The 16,841-nt window shown below is 53.3% G+C and carries 15 protein-coding genes and 4 tRNA genes; 8 read left to right on the top strand and 11 right to left on the bottom strand.

The features are described from left to right. The first annotated feature begins 800 nt into the window (after window positions 1-800). From ACF8YQ_RS06585 to ACF8YQ_RS06570, 4 genes are all read left to right on the top strand, one after another. Window positions 801-1,706, top strand: a complete 906-nt coding sequence (locus tag ACF8YQ_RS06585) for a phage tail tube protein (RefSeq protein ID WP_396622938.1) — start codon at window positions 801-803, stop codon at window positions 1,704-1,706. A 260-nt stretch (window positions 1,707-1,966) separates the two neighbouring features. Next, on the top strand, window positions 1,967-2,500 hold the full coding sequence (locus tag ACF8YQ_RS06580) for a hypothetical protein (RefSeq protein ID WP_396622937.1): 534 nt from the start codon (window positions 1,967-1,969) through the stop codon (window positions 2,498-2,500). Window positions 2,501-2,573: 73 nt separating this feature from the next. Next, the gene (locus tag ACF8YQ_RS06575) at window positions 2,574-3,005 is read left to right on the top strand and encodes a hypothetical protein (protein ID WP_396622936.1); all 432 of its coding nucleotides are present in this window, start codon (window positions 2,574-2,576) and stop codon (window positions 3,003-3,005) included. Between the two features lie 539 nt (window positions 3,006-3,544). Then, a complete protein-coding gene (locus tag ACF8YQ_RS06570) occupies window positions 3,545-4,120 on the top strand; it encodes an HNH endonuclease signature motif containing protein (RefSeq protein ID WP_396622935.1) in 576 nt (191 codons plus the stop codon). A gap of 296 nt (window positions 4,121-4,416) precedes the next feature. On the opposite strand, the gene ACF8YQ_RS06565 is transcribed toward ACF8YQ_RS06570, so the two are convergent. The 4 genes from ACF8YQ_RS06565 to ACF8YQ_RS06550 all read right to left on the bottom strand — a co-directional run bounded on the left by ACF8YQ_RS06565 (window position 4,417) and on the right by ACF8YQ_RS06550 (window position 4,916). Beyond that, window positions 4,417-4,501, bottom strand: a tRNA-Leu gene (locus tag ACF8YQ_RS06565). 65 nt (window positions 4,502-4,566) lie between these two features. After that, window positions 4,567-4,642: transfer RNA gene (locus tag ACF8YQ_RS06560), tRNA-His, on the bottom strand. Window positions 4,643-4,730: 88 nt separating this feature from the next. Next, a tRNA-Arg gene (locus ACF8YQ_RS06555) sits at window positions 4,731-4,807 on the bottom strand. Between the two features lie 32 nt (window positions 4,808-4,839). Continuing rightward, a tRNA-Pro gene (locus ACF8YQ_RS06550) sits at window positions 4,840-4,916 on the bottom strand. A gap of 222 nt (window positions 4,917-5,138) precedes the next feature. Here ACF8YQ_RS06550 and folD point away from each other — a divergent pair. Further along, window positions 5,139-5,999, top strand: coding sequence for a bifunctional methylenetetrahydrofolate dehydrogenase/methenyltetrahydrofolate cyclohydrolase FolD (gene folD, locus ACF8YQ_RS06545; protein WP_023009946.1), 861 nt, complete (start codon window positions 5,139-5,141; stop codon window positions 5,997-5,999). 93 nt (window positions 6,000-6,092) lie between these two features. Here the strand turns inward: folD and ACF8YQ_RS06540 are convergent, their stop codons facing one another. The 3 genes from ACF8YQ_RS06540 to ACF8YQ_RS06530 form a co-directional block, all read right to left on the bottom strand. After that, window positions 6,093-8,273, bottom strand: coding sequence for a malate synthase G (locus tag ACF8YQ_RS06540; RefSeq protein WP_396622934.1), 2,181 nt, complete (start codon window positions 8,271-8,273; stop codon window positions 6,093-6,095). Window positions 8,274-8,419: 146 nt separating this feature from the next. Then, complete coding sequence (gene cysS, locus ACF8YQ_RS06535; RefSeq protein WP_396622933.1) at window positions 8,420-9,811, bottom strand: cysteine--tRNA ligase; 1,392 nt, start codon at window positions 9,809-9,811, stop codon at window positions 8,420-8,422. Continuing rightward, complete coding sequence (locus tag ACF8YQ_RS06530) at window positions 9,811-11,490, bottom strand: glutamine--tRNA ligase/YqeY domain fusion protein (RefSeq protein WP_396622932.1); 1,680 nt, start codon at window positions 11,488-11,490, stop codon at window positions 9,811-9,813. Before ACF8YQ_RS06530 ends, cysS begins: the two co-directional genes overlap by 1 nt. 161 nt (window positions 11,491-11,651) lie before the next feature. On the opposite strand from ACF8YQ_RS06530, the gene ACF8YQ_RS06525 reads away from it, so the two are divergent. Next, complete coding sequence (locus ACF8YQ_RS06525; RefSeq protein ID WP_011785324.1) at window positions 11,652-12,152, top strand: peptidylprolyl isomerase; 501 nt, start codon at window positions 11,652-11,654, stop codon at window positions 12,150-12,152. Continuing rightward, window positions 12,149-12,874, top strand: a complete 726-nt coding sequence (gene lpxH, locus ACF8YQ_RS06520) for a UDP-2,3-diacylglucosamine diphosphatase (RefSeq protein WP_396622931.1) — start codon at window positions 12,149-12,151, stop codon at window positions 12,872-12,874. The genes ACF8YQ_RS06525 and lpxH overlap by 4 nt, the downstream gene beginning before the upstream one ends. Here lpxH and ACF8YQ_RS06515 read toward each other — a convergent pair. The 3 genes from ACF8YQ_RS06515 to ACF8YQ_RS06505 form a co-directional block, all read right to left on the bottom strand. After that, entirely contained in the window at window positions 12,858-13,727 is an 870-nt protein-coding gene (locus ACF8YQ_RS06515) for a hypothetical protein (protein WP_396623282.1), read from the bottom strand. The two genes, lpxH and ACF8YQ_RS06515, sit on opposite strands and share 17 nt — an antisense overlap. Window positions 13,728-13,776: 49 nt before the next feature. After that, window positions 13,777-14,178 carry an acyl-CoA thioesterase gene (locus ACF8YQ_RS06510; RefSeq protein ID WP_396622930.1) on the bottom strand — a complete coding sequence of 134 codons (402 nt, stop codon included), beginning with the start codon at window positions 14,176-14,178 and terminating at the stop codon, window positions 13,777-13,779. Between the two features lie 106 nt (window positions 14,179-14,284). Next, a complete protein-coding gene (locus tag ACF8YQ_RS06505) occupies window positions 14,285-15,055 on the bottom strand; it encodes a ferredoxin--NADP reductase (protein WP_222562572.1) in 771 nt (256 codons plus the stop codon). Between the two features lie 136 nt (window positions 15,056-15,191). On the opposite strand from ACF8YQ_RS06505, the gene ACF8YQ_RS06500 reads away from it, so the two are divergent. After that, window positions 15,192-16,097: a LysR family transcriptional regulator gene (locus tag ACF8YQ_RS06500; RefSeq protein ID WP_396622929.1), complete on the top strand. Its 906-nt coding sequence runs from the start codon at window positions 15,192-15,194 to the stop codon at window positions 16,095-16,097. Here the strand turns inward: ACF8YQ_RS06500 and ACF8YQ_RS06495 are convergent. Beyond that, a complete protein-coding gene (locus tag ACF8YQ_RS06495) occupies window positions 16,070-16,681 on the bottom strand; it encodes a tRNA-(ms[2]io[6]A)-hydroxylase (RefSeq protein WP_396623281.1) in 612 nt (203 codons plus the stop codon). The two genes, ACF8YQ_RS06500 and ACF8YQ_RS06495, sit on opposite strands and share 28 nt — an antisense overlap. Window positions 16,682-16,841: the final 160 nt, after the last annotated feature.

Below are 16,841 nucleotides of genomic sequence, written 5' to 3'. Positions count from 1 at the left end.
TTCGGTGTCGTGTATAGTATTGCGTAAATCTCCTGTCTCCTGCCTCTCTCCTCACGTTTACGCTATACATAGACACCTTCTAACCCGCAACATCACAAGGGTTTAAGGCATTGTCTCATATCCAACAATCAACACCCTTTGCCATGCACCCCCACTGGTATTAATGGTTATACTTTATATTAAGAAATGAACCACTGTTCACACCTTCACACTTTCTATCAAACAGATATACCTCACTGGTTTTAAATTTTTCCCCCACTGGTGAATCAAAAATACCCCACTGGTGAAACAAAAATCCCTCATCTCATCCCCATAAAGTCACCCTGAAAAATATCCAACAATAAATAACTATAACTAAATCAGGATAATCAAGAATGACTTACAACGATTTTCGACAGATCATCACACAAAGATTAGGAGATTGGTCTAATGACACAGGTGTAAAAATCTATACAGACAACAGGAAGATGTCAGATATCACATCACCAGTTGTTAAATTAGATATTGTGTATGGCCCTACTCGTATACAGGGACGCAACACAGCCCCTGTCACCAGTCGTACAGGCAACATAGCGTTACGCATCTTTGCCCCCAAGGATAGCGGTAGTGCTGCATCGTATGAGATTGCAGAGCAGCTACAGGACATCTTTAGCTTTGTGCAATGGCTACCCAGTACACATACCTACGAGGGACAGATAGTGCCATCACCTAACTCTAACCTGTACCAACTTAATCTACTGATCAGATTTCGATACAACCCATAATTGCGCAATTAAAATAAAAATAAAGGAAATAAATTTATGTCCGATCTAAAAAAAATAGAAGTTGCTTTCCGCTCTACCGGCAGTGCAGACAACTTTAAATACATCACTTACGTAACTGAGTCTCTAAACACCTCTAACGACACCAAAGAGAGCCCGAACCAGCGTCAAAACCGCCAGCTATCTAACACCCGCATCATGTCATCTGAGGTGTCTGGTAGCCTAGATATTGCCTTTGCTCAAGACGAGTACGATAGCTTTTTAGAGTCTGCACTGTGCAGCACTTTTGATGTAAACGGTGATGTGATCATCGGAGAGGAAAAGCAGAGCTATGACATCCTCAAAATCTACACCTACGAGGACGGCACACAGGACGCGGTTTTGTTCGAAGGTATGCACGTAAACACCCTGTCAATTGAAATCCCAGAGCAAGACTATGTAACCGGCTCTATCGGCTTTGTAGGCACACACAGGACGTTTAACTATGACCTAACCGGCCTGACTATCGATCCAGCTACTAAAGGTGAAGAGTACGACGCATCTAATCAATTCGGCTCTATCGCTATCAATTCTGGCGCAATCGGTGTGATCAAAAACATCAGCCTATCAATTGATAATGGTTATCAAGCAGTTACCGGTATTGACTCACAGACACCTTTTAAACAAAAACAGGGTGACATTGCTGTGACTGGCAGTATTGAGGTAGTGATGTCTAAAGACGCCTTTGCGCTCTACAAGACCTCTATCACCAATACCCCGGCTGATATCCAGTACAGTCTAGACAATGGCTCTACTAGCTACGCTATGTCGCTACCACGCGTTAACCTTGCCGGTGATCTGCCATCTGGTAACAACACTGACGTTATCACTATGTCTCTAGACATGACCGCCACTTTTGATGCTACCCAAGGATCAGTACTCAAGATCAGCAAAACCACTGTGTAATGCTGTCAGTGACGAACTAGCCTTTGTTAGAGCTGGCCTTTGTTAAATTACTAAGCCCCTGATTATTGGGGCTTTTTTATTTCCAACAATCCCAGATTGGCACATGTGTCAGACACACTTTTGAAAACACTATGTAAATCATCACCTTACAAACTACACAATGGATACTGTATCCAACGTGTATGAAGTCTACCCATCACAGGCCCCACGGTTTAGACTGCACCAACAAGAACGGACAGACACACGCTTAAGGAGTTAGCTTGGCTATTCCCCGCCTTACCGACTTTACCGCCATGATGCACGACATAGCTGCATCGGCAAAAATTGCCACCTGCCTGCTAGTTACATCAGGTTTCTATCTACTTTCAAAAAGGTTTGAGCTGTATAGCTGGGGAGAATTACCACAGTGGGTAGACGGTATTGCTGTTGCCGTGTTGATCTACAGCGCTGTTTCCATAGTTTGGGAGGCAGTACCGCGTATCTGGAAGCTCCTAGTAAATGCAGTGATGACACCTATACGCCACTACGAAGCCAATAGACTTGATCACTATCAAAGGTTTGTGTTGCTTTGCCTTGCGATAAAACCCGCCGAATCTATGCAGATTAGAGATATGAACCATGAGGCAATAGATACAACTGAACTCGTACTCATCAACGCAACAAATGAGTTAGCTCAAAAGGGCCTCATTAGTATTAGCAGGTCATACTACGGGGACAGTATAAGACTTACTAAACGAGGGGCAGCACGAGCGATAGAAGTACAGGAGCATCACAAGAAAACCAACGAGGTTTGAACCCTAAACGCTTTAGCCCTGACAGTCTCCGATAAATAGTATCTGTGATTACTAATTATAAGGAGAATCAATCATGGCTTTAGATATTACCAACAAATCATTCCTACCAAGCGACGAAACTAAGTGGGTAGATGTGCCCAACTATCCCGGCACACGCTTTAAGATCAGACCCGCTTACACCATGGATTACAACCTTGCTCAAGCCAATTACGACAACTGGCTACAGAGACAGATAGCGCAAACCACTGACGGCTCTGATTGTGATGTGCGAGTACATCCACACGATAAGCGTAAGCTACCCCTACAGGCTGAGATACTAGCTCTACACGTTGTACAGGACTGGGAAGGTGTCGTTGCAAGTGGTGAGACCATCGAATTTACCCCTGACAACTGCACTGAACTCCTGACCAACAACCCGGACATTTACGGTTACATCAAAGCACAGGCTGAAGAGTTTGCAATAGAACTATCAGAGAAGGCTTACAAGACGCGAAAAAAGCAGTAAAGGTGCTGCACTGGCAGCTTACTGTAGGTAACCGATCTAGTAAGGATCACAGGGCACGAGAGCTACTTAGACAGATGGGGCAACAGATAGCCCCTGATCCTGACCCACCTGAGTATGACCCGATCACAGGTTACATCCTGACAGTCTATAACACTGTCACTAGGGCAAGGCGCTACGTAGATACTCAACCCCTACCGCTCTCTATGGCTGACATCAAAGCCTACTACGACACTCACACAGTGCCCTCTCTGATCAGCAAAGAGCTACTGCAACGCGTAATCATGGATTTAGATGACACTTTATTAGATCACTTGAGAGACATGCGTAAGTAATCCTGTCAGCACCTTTAACACATCATCAGGGGGTACGGGTAAAAATAAAAATATATACCCATCGTGCCCTCTCTCCCCCTCTCTAGATTTTCACTTTTAAATTTCTCACTTATTACTTTTAACCATCACGATTTAAAGTAATTTGTTGAATCTTGACAGATTAAAAAAGTGTGAGACACCTATTTTATCAAATAGGAGTCTAATACAGTGAGTGATATAATAAGAAGAAAAGAAGATTTAACCCTAGAATTATTAAAAGAGTGTGTAGAGTATAACCCTGATACGGGTGAATTTAAGTTCCTGCATCGACCGTCTTATCATTTTAAATATGACCATATTGCCAAGATGGTCAATACCAAGTACGCAGGGACTGTAGCCAGTGGTTTAAATGATCAGGGCTATCTAATAATCCGTTTGTTCCGGTATGGATACCGTGCCCATCAATTGGCTTATCTATGGATGACAGGACAATGGCCACCACCCGGATTTGTAATTGATCATATCGACCGGGTTAGAGATAACAACAAGTGGTCTAATTTAAGGCTGGCTACATTATCTGACAATGCACGTAATGCGAGTTTATCCAAACGCAATACATCAGGCGTTACAGGTGTGTACTGGGATAAACAAACTAAAAAATGGCGTGCAATGGGCGGATATAGAAAAAACGGAAAGAGACATTATTTTCAGCTTGGTAGATACGAACATAAATTTGATGCGATATGTGCCCGTAAATCATGGGAAGTAAAAGTAGGTGGCTTTACCCCTCATCATGGCACCTGAGAAGCTACAGGAGACGTTTTTAAAAGAAAGTAGAGGCTATGTAGCACTATCCCTATAAAGGCCCTCAGAAGGGCTTACAGGGCTTGCCTCTCACCCTACCCCAACCAGCCATAAAAAAAGCCCCTAGATTGTCTCTAGAGGCTTCCTTAAATCAGACCGAAAAACGTTCAGTCTGACTCTAGACCCACAGTGATTGGCAGGATGTGCTGACACTGATTGGCACATTTTTGGCACATTTTGAAATCACACTCAAAAGGCCCTGCTCTACAAAATCCCGTAAGTCTTTGATTTAAAAGTGGTGCGAGAGGAGAGACTCGAACTCTCACGGGTTGCCCCGCTGGAACCTAAATCCAGTGCGTCTACCAATTCCGCCACTCTCGCATATCCGGCGCAACTCTGAACCATAACAGGCAATCAGGGAGCTCGGAAACAAACAAGGGGAAAAGTGGGGTGGACGAAGGGGTTCGAACCCTCGACCGCAGGAGTCACAATCCTGAGCTCTACCAACTGAGCTACGTCCACCACATCAGGGAGGTGCCTGCCGGCACACTACTGCTTACTTCAACTTTGCTGGTTCGGCGAGTCCGGTACCAATCTGCGATTAACGAGATGGCGCGCCCGGCAGGACTCGAACCTGCGACCATCCGCTTAGAAGGCGGATGCTCTATCCAGCTGAGCTACGGGCGCTTGACCGTTCGCCCACCTGAATATCCAGAAAGTGGTCGGGGTAGAGAGATTCGAACTCCCGACATCCTGCTCCCAAAGCAGGCGCGCTACCAGACTGCGCTATACCCCGTTAACTGAACAACAAGTGCCTCAGCAAAGTTGGCGCGCATATTACCGGCGCCGATCGCGTCCGTCAACACGGAATTGAAAATTCCTTGCCGAGACAGCTCTATAAGCGACCACTCAAAACCACAGGAGTTCCCGACCGCTCCCTCCACATTGGCGTTAACCCTGAAGCATGAGACAATGCCCGGCCTTCACTTTCTTACGCCCAAACCGACAAGACGGAAACATGAGCGCCAAACTGATTAATGGAAAAGAAATTGCTGCCCAGGTCCGGCAACAGGTGGCCGCCGGGGTCGAAGCCAGAAAACAGAAGGGCCTGAGAGCGCCAGGCCTGGCCGTGGTACTGGTCGGTCACGATCCGGCCTCCCAGGTATACGTTGGCAACAAACGCAAGGCCTGCGAACAGGCAGGCATCCTGTCACTGTCCTATGATTTGCCGGAAGATACCTCCCAGGCGGCACTGGAAGCACTGGTTGACGAGCTGAATGAGAACCCCGCCGTTGACGGCATCCTTGTTCAATTGCCTCTGCCCTCACACCTGGACGCCGACCCGATTCTGGTAAAGATACGCCCCGACAAGGATGTAGACGGCTTTCACCCTTACAACATCGGCCGCCTGATGCAACGCAAGCCTACCCTGCGCCCTTGCACACCGGCAGGTGTCATCACTCTTCTGGACTCCATTGGAACCCCCTATAAAGGCCAGCATGCGGTTATTGTGGGCGCCTCCAACATCGTCGGTCGCCCCATGAGCATGGAACTGCTGCTCAAGGGCGCCACAACAACGGTATGTCATCGGTTTACCGACAACCTCGAGAAATTTGTCGGGGAAGCCGACATCCTGGTTGCAGCAGTGGGCAAGCCGGGCATTATCAAGGGCGAGTGGGTCAAACCGGGCGCCACCGTCATTGATGTGGGTATCAACCGGATGGATGATGGCAAGCTCTGTGGCGATGTCGATTTTGATGCTGCAGCAGAGCGTGCGGCTTACATCACCCCGGTACCGGGCGGCGTTGGCCCCATGACCATTGCTACCCTGCTGGAAAACACCCTGTACGCCGCGGACGTGCTGCACGCCGACACCTGACGCGGCATTCTTCGCATTTTTCGCATTTTTCGTTAACGGGCACAGGCCCAATAAAAAACCCCGCCGAAGCGGGGTTTTTTATTGGCGGGCGTTTTACTGCCCGTATTTGGCCTTGGCCTTCTGACGATAGGCGTGCAGCAGCGGCTCAGTGTAGCCGGCCGGCTGTTCGCGACCTTTCAGAACCAGATCCACAGCGGCCTGGAAGGCAATGCTGTCGTCAAAGTTCGGAGCCATGTTGCGGTATGCCGCATCACCAGCGTTCTGTTTATCAACAACCGCAGCCATGCGCTTCATGGTTTCCATGATCTGCTCTTCAGAGCAGATGCCGTGGTACAACCAGTTGGTCAGCAGCTGCGAAGAAATACGCAGTGTCGCACGGTCTTCCATCAGGCCCACATCGTTGATGTCAGGCACCTTGGAGCAGCCCACACCCTGGTCGATCCAGCGTACAACGTAGCCAAGGATACCCTGGGCGTTGTTGTCCAGTTCCTGCTGAATGTCTTCGGCGCTCAAGGAGGACGGATCCTCCATCACCGGCACAGTCAGGATGTCGTCCAGAGACGCGCGCTGACGGTTAGCCAGCTCTTTCTGCACATCAAACACGTTCACCTGATGGTAGTGGGTGGCATGCAGGGTAGCGGCTGTCGGAGACGGAACCCAGGCGGTGTTGGCACCAGCCTTCGGATGACCGATCTTGGCCTCCAACATACCTGCCATCAGATCCGGCATGGCCCACATACCCTTACCAATCTGGGCAACGCCAGACAGACCAGCTTCCAGGCCGATGTCCACGTTCCACTGCTCGTAGGCATTGATCCAGGCAGCCTGCTTCATCGGGCCCTTCCGGATGAAGGGACCCAACTCCATGGATGTGTGAATCTCGTCACCGGTACGATCCAGGAAGCCGGTATTGATAAACACGGTGCGCTCTTTGGCCGCGTGGATACAGGCTTTCAGGTTCACAGTGGTGCGGCGCTCTTCATCCATGATGCCCACTTTCAGGGTGAAGCGCGGCAGACCGAGAGCGTCTTCAACACGACCAAAGAATTCATTGGTGAACGCCACTTCTTCAGGGCCGTGCTGCTTGGGCTTAACAATGTACACAGAACCTTTGGTGCTGTTCTGGAATTTACCGTCGCCCTTCAGGTCGTGGATGGCGATCAGGGAAGTCACCAGGCCGTCCATCAGGCCTTCAGGAATTTCGCTACCATCTTTCAGCAGAATGGCCGGATTGGTCATCAGATGGCCAACGTTACGAACGAACAGCAGACTGCGGCCCTTTAGGGTCAGCTCACTGCCATCGGCGCCTGTGTAGGTGCGGTCGCCATTCATGCGGCGAGTCATCATCTGGCCGCCCTTCTCGAAGGACTCTTCCAGATCGCCCTTCATCAGGCCGAGCCAGTTCTTGTAGGCGACAACCTTGTCATCGGCATCTACCGCAGCAACGGAATCTTCGCAGTCCATGATGGTGGTCAGGGCCGATTCCATCAGAACGTCTTTAACGTGGCCACCGTCATCCTTGCCGATCGGATGGCTGGCATCAATCTGGATTTCGAAATGCATGCCATTCTTAACCAGCAGAACGCCAGTGGGGGCATCGGCAGCGCCGGTGTAACCTACAAAACCGGACTCGTCTTTCAGGCCGGTCACGTCACCGTTCTGCAGCTTCACCGCCAGCTTGCCGCCGTCGATGTAGTATTTTGCGGCGTCTTTATGGCTGCCGGAAGCCAGAGGCGCTGAGCCATCCAGCAGATCCCGGGCCCACTCAATCACCTTGGCACCACGAACCGGATTGTAGCCACGGCCCTTCTCAGCACCGTCTTCCTCAGAAATAGCGTCGGTACCGTACAGGGCATCGTACAGACTACCCCAGCGGGCGTTAGCCGCGTTCAGGGCGAAACGGGCATTCATGACCGGCACAACCAGCTGCGGGCCGGCCATGGTGGCGATTTCCGGATCCACATTGGAGGTGGAGATTTTGAAATCCGCCGGCTCATCTACCAGGTAGCCGATGTCTTTCAGAAACGCCTTGTACTCGGCCATGTCCAGTTTCTGGCCCTTGTGCTCGCGGTTCCAGGTATCCATTTTTTCCTGGATTTCGTCACGCTTGAGCAGCAGCTCGCGATTACGCGGAGCGAGCTCGTTCACAATCTTGTCGAACTCGGCCCAGAACTTGTCAGCGTCAATACCGGTGCCCGGAATCGCTTCGTTGTTTACAAAATCATACAGATTCTTGGCGATCTGGATGCCGCCAACTTGAACGCGTTCTGTCATCGTTGCTTGCCTCAATGGGTTTGTAGTTCCCGACTCCCCTGATGGCGCTGATAGCGCGGGGACGTTCTGATTAGAGCGCCGCATTGTACGTGAAATTCCCTACAAGGTCATTCCCACAGGTACAATGCGACATTGCGCGAATCAACTCAGTCCTGGCTCCGGCGCCAGATAGTACCCTCACGACTGTCATCCAGGATGATACCCTTCTCCAGCAGATCATCACGAATGCGATCGGCCTCCGCAAAGTCTTTGGCCTTGCGGGCATCGGCACGAGCCTGAATCATGGCCTCGATGTCCTGTGCAGTTAACTCACTGCCGGTATCCGCCTGGAAAAAGGCTTCCGGGTCCTGCTGCAGCAGGCCGAGCACAGCGCCCAGCCGCACCAGAACGGCCGCGCTGCGCTTGGCGGTTTCTTCATCACCTTCCCGACGATGATGATTGATGTCGTTTGCCACTGCGTGCAGAACAGCAATGGCGCCAGCAGTATTGAAATCATCATCCATGACCTCGGCAAAACGACGGTCGTGATCGGTTTCCGCTACATCCGCTTCTTTCGCCGGCACGATACCCCGCAGGGCATGATAGAGCTTGGTCAAAGTTCGCCCGGCTTCCGCCAGGTTGTCTTCAGAGTAATCCACCTGGCTGCGGTAGTGGCTGGACACCAGGAAATAACGCACCACTTCCGCCGGGTACTTTTCCAGAATCTCGCGAATAGTAAAAAAGTTGCCCAGCGACTTGGACATCTTTTCCTTGTTCACCCGAATGGCGCCAGCATGCATCCAGGTGTGCACAAAGGTGTGACCAGTGGCACATTCTGACTGGGCGATTTCGTTTTCATGGTGAGGGAACAGCAGATCCGGCCCGCCACCGTGAATATCGAAGGTGTCGCCCAGGCACTTGGTGGACATGGCGGAACACTCAATATGCCATCCGGGGCGCCCTTCGCCCCACGGCGACTGCCAGCTCACCTCGCCTGGCTTGGCGGCCTTCCAGAGCGCAAAGTCCGCAGGGCTGCGCTTGGCCTCCTGCACATCCACACGAGCACCGGCCACCAGGTCTTCCAGCTTTTTCTTGCTCAGTTTGCCGTAATCCGGGAAAGACTCCACGGCAAAGTACACGTCGCCATTATCGGCAGCATATGCGTGGCCGCCAGCGATCAGCTTCTGGATCATGGCAAGGATATCGTCGATAAAGGCAGTCGCCCGAGGCTCCTCATTGGGTGACAGCACGCCGAGCTTCGCCTCATCCTCGTGCATGGCCCGGATCATCCGGTCGGTCAGGTCGGTATACACCTCACCGTTTTCATCAGCCCGGCGCAGGATCTTGTCGTCGATATCGGTAATGTTGCGCACGTAGTGTACGTCGTATCCGCGATGCCGCAGATACCGAGTCACCACGTCAAACGCCACCAGCACCCGGGCATGCCCCAGATGGCAATAGTCGTAGACAGTCATGCCGCACACGTACATACGAACCTTGCCAGGCTCCAGGGTTTTGAACGCTTCCTTTTGCTGTGTCAGCGTATTGTAGATACGCATTACTTGCCTCCCTTACCCCAGGAATCCCGCAGCGTTACGGTACGGTTGAACACCGGCTTGCCAGCTTTTTCAGTCAGTTCCTGGTCGCAGAAAAAGTATCCTTCGCGCTCGAACTGGTACGGCAAGTCGGTACGAGGCTGAGCCAGACTTTTCTCAACGCGGGCACCTTTGAGTACGACCAGAGATTCGGGGTTCAGGTGATCCAGAAAATCGCCTTCCTTGTCGCTGTCAGGAGACTCGTGGTTGAACAGGCGGTCGTAAAGATTGATATCCGTCTCCACGCTGTCGCTGGCCGACACCCAGTGAATCACGCCATTGGGTTTGTAGCCCTCCGGGTTCACGCCCAGGGTATTCGGATCGTATTCGCACTTGAGCTCGACAATCTCGCCGCTGCCGTCACGCACAACCTCTTTGCAGGTCATCACGTAACCACCGCGCAGCCGCACCGCCTGGTCCGGGGCCAGCCGCTTCCACTTACGCGGCGGCTCTACCTCGAAATCTTCCCGGTCAATAAACAGGGTCTGACTCCAGGCCACTTCCCGCTCGCCCATATCCGGATTCTGCGGATGCACTGGCAGAGTGAGGGTTTCCGTCTGGTCAGCCGGATAGTTGGTCAGGGTGACCTTGAGCGGACGCATCACGCACATGGCGCGGGGCGCACGGTTGTTCAGATCTTCCCGGATAGCGTGCTCCAGCATACCGACATCCACGGTGCCACCGGCCTTGTTCACGCCGATCATGTCGCAGAAGTTGCGAATGGACTCCGGTGTGTAACCACGACGGCGCATGCCGGAAATCGTCGGCATCCGGGGATCGTTCCAGCCGTCCACCACGTTTTCATCCACCAACCGCTTCAGTTTGCGCTTGCTGGTAATGGTGTAGTTCAGATTCAGCCGGGCAAATTCGATCTGGCGCGGATGACAGGGGATGGTGATATTGTCCAGCACCCAGTCGTACAGCGGCCGGTGATCCTCGAATTCCAGGGTACACAGGGAATGGGTAATCCCTTCCAGAGCATCGGAGATCGGATGGGTAAAGTCATACATCGGATAGATGCACCACTTGCTGCCGGTCTGGTGATGATCCGCGTAGCGAATCCGGTACAGAATCGGGTCCCGCAGGTTGATATTCGGGGATGCCATATCAATCTTGGCCCGCAACACCAGCTCACCGTTCTGGAACTTGCCGTCGCGCATGTCCCGGAACAGCTGCAGGCTTTCCTCTACCGGGCGATCCCGGTATGGGCTGTTCTTGCCGGGCTCTTTCAGGGAACCCCGATATTCGGCCATCTGCTCCGCATTCAGGGCACAGACATAGGCCTTATCGTTCTGAATGAGCTCTTCGGCAAAGGCATAGAGCTGATCAAAGTAATCCGACGCGTAACACACCTCGCCGGCCCACTCATAGCCCAGCCACTCCACGTCCTGCTTGATAGCGTCGATATACTCCTGGTTTTCCTTTTCCGGGTTGGTGTCGTCAAAGCGCAGGTTGCACTCACCGTTAAAGGTTTCGGCAATGCCAAAGTTCAAACAGATCGATTTGGCATGACCAATGTGCAGATAGCCATTGGGCTCCGGGGGAAAACGGGTGACCACCTTGCCGGTGTGCTCCCCTTTGGCAATGGCGTCTTCAATAAGGCTCTGGATAAAGTTGTGGGCTTTCTTCGACTCGGCGCTCATACAATCTCTGTTAACAGGGAATGAATCATGGGAGCTGTCCGGATGCTCCGTTTAAACCGCCTATTATACTCACAAATCCACGCCGGACTCATGCACCGGACGAAACTCTTGAGTACAATAGCCACTTTCAACATTCCGATCCCAAAACACAGGAAACCCTGATGATTCTGCTGCAGACAAACTTCGGTGATATCAAGCTGGAACTGGACTACGAAAAAGCCCCGGAAACCGCCAAAAACTTCGAACAGTACGTTCGCGACGGCTTCTACGATGGTTTGATTTTTCACCGCGTTATCAGCAACTTCATGATTCAGGGCGGCGGTTTTGAGCCAGGCATGACGCCGCGCAAAACCCGCGAACCTATCCAGAACGAGGCTGATAACGGCCTGAGCAACATGGTCGGCACCATTGCCATGGCCCGCACCATGGACCCCCACTCCGCCACCGCCCAGTTCTTCATCAACGTTGAGAACAACGGCTTCCTGGACCACACCGCCAAGAACGCAGAGGGCTGGGGCTACTGCGTATTCGGCAAGGTGGCCGAGGGCATGGATACGGTCAACAAGATCCGCGCCGTTCGCACCACCATGCGTGCCGGCCACCAGGACGTCCCGTTTGAGGACGTAGTGATTGAAAAAGCCGAGGTTCTGGAGGACGCGTGACCACGCTGTTTATCTCGGATCTGCACCTGGAAGAATCGCGCCCGGATATTACGGGTGCGTTTCTGTCCTTCCTCAAAGACAAGGCTCTGGGCGTTGAGCGTCTTTACATTCTCGGCGACTTTTTTGAAGCCTGGATTGGAGATGACGAGCGCACCCCGCTGCAGGAACAAGTAGCGGCGGCCTTGCGGGAGGTGCGGGACACAGGCACCGATATTTACCTGATGCACGGCAACCGGGACTTCCTCATTGGCGAAGATTTCTGCGCGCGCGCCGGCGCCACCCTGCTGGATGATCCGACGGTAGTGGATCTGTATGGCACACCTGCCCTACTGATGCACGGTGACAGCCTCTGCACGGCCGATGTGGAATATCAGAAGTTCCGGGCCAACATGCGTAACCCGCAAACGGTGAAGATGCTTCTCTCCCGCCCACTCAAAGATCGTCAGCTGATGGCACGGCAACTGCGGGAAATCTCCATGGCGAAGAATCAGGGCAAGGCTGAGACCATCATGGATGTGACCCCCGAGGAAGTGGTGAAAGAACTGGAAGCCCATGACGTCCAACTGATGATTCACGGCCATACCCATCGCCCCGCCATCCATGAACTGGAAGCCAATGGCAAGCCCGCCCGCAGGATTGTATTGGGAGACTGGGATAAGAATATCTGGTGGCTGGAAGCTCGCCCGGGGCAGGAACCCGAGCTGCTCAAGAGGCCTTTGTAGCCATCGTGTCGGTGATGGGCTCCCGGTAGGTTTCCAGCCGTTTTAGCCAACCGGGCAGCCAGCGCTCCCGCTCAATCGGATTTTCGGCATTTCGAGCGCGGCGGGTCAACACCTCCCCCGCCGCCACCCGGAAAGCATCAAGGGTCGATTGCCCCGGCTCCGGATCCATGGCGAGGAGCACCTGCAACAACCCCCAACCCTCACCTTTGTAGCGCTCGGATTCAGCAAGCCCTTCACCTTTGAAATTGACATAATCCATCAGCGCATAGACGCCACCCGGGGTAGCGCTCAACTCCTCAAGATAACCCTGAACAACTTTCTGACGATGATCGGGAACCTCATCCAGAATAGTGCCCAGCGACTGCTGGGCGCGGCGAAAGATGAATTCTGCCTGCAAACCCTGAGTGCCTGCCAGAAACTCCCGAAGTTCGGCAACGCGGACCGAATCCTGCATCTGCATAAAGGCCGCGCGATCCGGCCAGGGAGCATCCAGAGGATCAAGCGCGCGCAACCAGTCCGGCACCGACGCCTGGCGCTGATTCATGTAGGCAATCAACTGCGGAAAGCTCTCGACAAAACGGCTGTCAACCCCCTCCGGATACCAGATGAAGTGCCCTATACCCAGGGACGGGAAGGCTTCTCCCTCGTTCCAGTGCACGAGGCACTGGAACCGCCCCGCGCATTCATTCTGGAAAATCCTCTGGCCGACCCAGTCCAGTTGAGCCGGCTCCAGGGCCAGGGAAATATCCACATCCGAAACCGCCCGCCGGGAGGAACCCGATGAATCATCGGGCGCACCCTGCTCTTCCCCGGAATCACAGCCGGCCAGCAGCAGAGAGCCTGCCAGCGCCATCGCCAGACAAGAAAGCCTTGAGGTCACAGCTCCTCCATTGACGGCACCGTTACGCCGTATCCTTGACCTTATGTTCAGCCAATTCTGCCTTGATGGCGTCAGGGATGGGAACAGACTTTTCATTTTCGTAATCGAAGTGAATCAGTGTCGCGACACCACGGGCGATCTGCTTGCCATTCTGCCAGGCCTCCTGAACCACCTGGAACGAGCTGTTACCAATGTTGCCCACGCCGGTTCTGATCTCAACGGGCATGTGCCAGTAACTCTGGGCCAACAGGTCGATCTCCAGCCGGGCAATGATCAGCGGCCAGGTTTTTACGTCCAGCGACGGGTGGAAAATCCGAAATATCGGAGTACGTCCCTGTTCGAACCAGACCGGCAGGGAGGTATTGCTGATATGGCCAAGCGCATCGGTGTCACTGAAGCGAGGCTGAATGTCGAGGGAAAACATGGGCATAGTCCGCTGTGAAAGAGCGCAAACTATACACACAAATTTTGTCGCAAAAAAAATCCTGTGGCGTTAACCACAGGATTTTTCGCTAGTACTTTAGTCGCAGTTACTGCTCCACAAAAGCCCGCTCAATCACATAGTGGCCCATGTCGCCACCACGGGCTTCTCGGAAGCCCATGTTATCGAGAATGGCGCAGGTGTCCTTAAGCATGCTCGGGCTGCCACATATCATGAAGCGGTCCTGTTCCACGTCGAAGTCCGGCAGCCCCAGATCCCGGGTGATCTTGCCGGTCTCCATGGCATCGGTCAGCCGGCCCTGGTTGCGGAAGGGCTCGCGGGTAACGGTCGGGTAATACACCAGCTTGCCACTGACCATTTCACCGAAGAACTCGTTCTCCGGCAGTTCTTCAATCTCACTCTGGTACGCCAGCTCGGAGATGTAGCGCACACCGTGGGTGAGAATCACCTTGTCATAGGCTTCGTAAACTTCCGGATCCTTGATGATGCTCATGAACGGTGCCAGCCCGGTGCCGGTGCTGATCAGCCAGAGATTTCGGCCCGGCAGAAGATTATCCAGCACCAGCGTACCCGTCGGCTTGCGGCTGACGAGAATCTCGTCACCCACTTTGATCTGTTGCAGGCGCGAGGTCAGCGGGCCATCGGGAACTTTGATAGAGAAAAACTCCAGCTCTTCTTCATAGTTCGCACTGGCGATACTGTAGGCGCGCATCAAAGGCTTACCGTCCGTCTCCAGACCAATCATCACAAAATGACCATTCTTGAAACGGAAGCCGGGATCCCGACTGGTCTTGAAGCTGAACAGCGTGTCGTTCCAGTGGTGCACACTGGTTACGGTTTCTTTCATCAGGTTGCTCATGGGAGCCCTCGCCTATTAACGTCAGTCCATCAGGAATTGAGGATAGTTTAACCTTTTGCTTGAAATCGACAAAACGGGCTGTTTTCATAAGGCTATTCGATTTTTCCGATAGATAATTTCCACCGGAAGACACATCATGAAATACAGCTTTCGTCAGCTCGAAGTTTTCCTGGCCGCCGCCCATTTCCAGAACATCACCCGGGCTGCCGAATCACTGGCCATGTCCCAGTCCGCCGCCAGCAGCGCCCTGAAAGAACTGGAAAATCAATTCGATATCCAGCTCTTTGACCGTGTCGGCAAACGGCTGCAATTGAACGAGCTTGGCCGCCTCTACCGCCCCAAAGCCGAGGCCCTGCTGGCGCAGGCCACGGAACTGGAACAGGCCTTCAGTAAGCATTCAGAAGTCGGTGCCCTGAAAGTCGGCGCTACCCTGACTATAGGGAACTATCTGGCCGTAGGCGTGATGGCCAAATACATGAATACCCCTACCCGCCCGAAAGTTTCACTCGAGGTGGCCAACACCAGCGCCATCGCCCGTCGGGTTCGGGATTTCGAACTGGATATCGGTCTGATTGAAGGCGAACTGCAGTCCCCGGAGCTGGAGGTGATTCCCTGGCGGGAAGACGAACTGACGGTATTCTGCTCCCCATCCCACCCCCTGGCCCGAAAACAGGCTCTGACCGACGAGGACCTTCGACAGGCGGTCTGGATTATGAGAGAACAGGGATCTGGCACGCGACAGAGCTTTGAAAGAGGGATGCACGGCCTGTTACCAGACCTCAACATCCTGCTGGAACTGGAACACACCGAGGCCATCAAACGGGCGGTCGAGGCAGACCTGGGCATTGGATGCCTGTCAAAAGTCGTCCTGGCCGATGCCTTCAAGCGCGGCAGCCTGGTCCCCCTGAGTGTGCCCGACTATCGGAAATTCGACCGCCAGTTCTACTTCATTCTGCACAAACAGAAATACCGCAGCGCCGGAATCGCCCGCTGGATGTCACTTTGCCAGGAGCTTCAGCCTGCCGAAACCGGGCCGCTGTGAAAGCGGAACTCGGAATCCGGGGATTCGATCAGCTTTTGCTCGATGGCCAGGAACTCCGCGACGCGGTCATCCACCGGGCCACCATTGGCCTGCTCGGCCAGCTTCAGGTAATCCTGGTAATGACGCGCCTCGGATTTGAGCAGGCTGCTGTAGAACTCAGCCAGTTTTTCATCCAGCGACGGAGCCAGCGCGGCAAAACGCTCACAGGATCTGGCCTCAATAATGGCACCGACGATCAACACATCGACCAGCCGCCCCGGATCTTCTGTTCGCACCGCTTCCCGCAGGCCGGCGGCATACCGCGCCGGTGACAGGTGGGTATAGGTAATTCCGCGCTTTTTCATGATCGCCAGTACCTGCTCGAAGTGCCTCAGTTCCTCACGGGCCAGACGCGACATCTTGTTCAGCAACTCGGTGTTATCCACGTATCGATACATCAGACTCAGCGCCGTGGACGCCGCCTTCTTTTCACAATGCGCATGGTCGATCAGCAGCAGGTCCTGGTTCGCCAGGGCGCTGTCAATCCAGGTTTGCGGGGTACGGCACGGAAGGAAATCGTGAATTTCTTGCAGGGCGTCGTTCATATCGGGGTTCAGGCTGAAAATTCGGGAGGCCGGAGTATAACGCACTTAGCAGATTCCTCCGACCTCTGTCCAACTTAACTTTATAAGGGGTTTCCTATAGAATGCAGCGCCAGATCAAGGAGTCTCTGAATAAATCCTGAAACCCCATCAGTGATTTGAG

The organism is Marinobacter sp. W-8, assembly GCF_044342215.1.
Lineage (GTDB): Bacteria > Pseudomonadota > Gammaproteobacteria > Pseudomonadales > Oleiphilaceae > Marinobacter > Marinobacter nauticus.
This window is presented reverse-complemented; position numbering and strand designations above follow the sequence as displayed.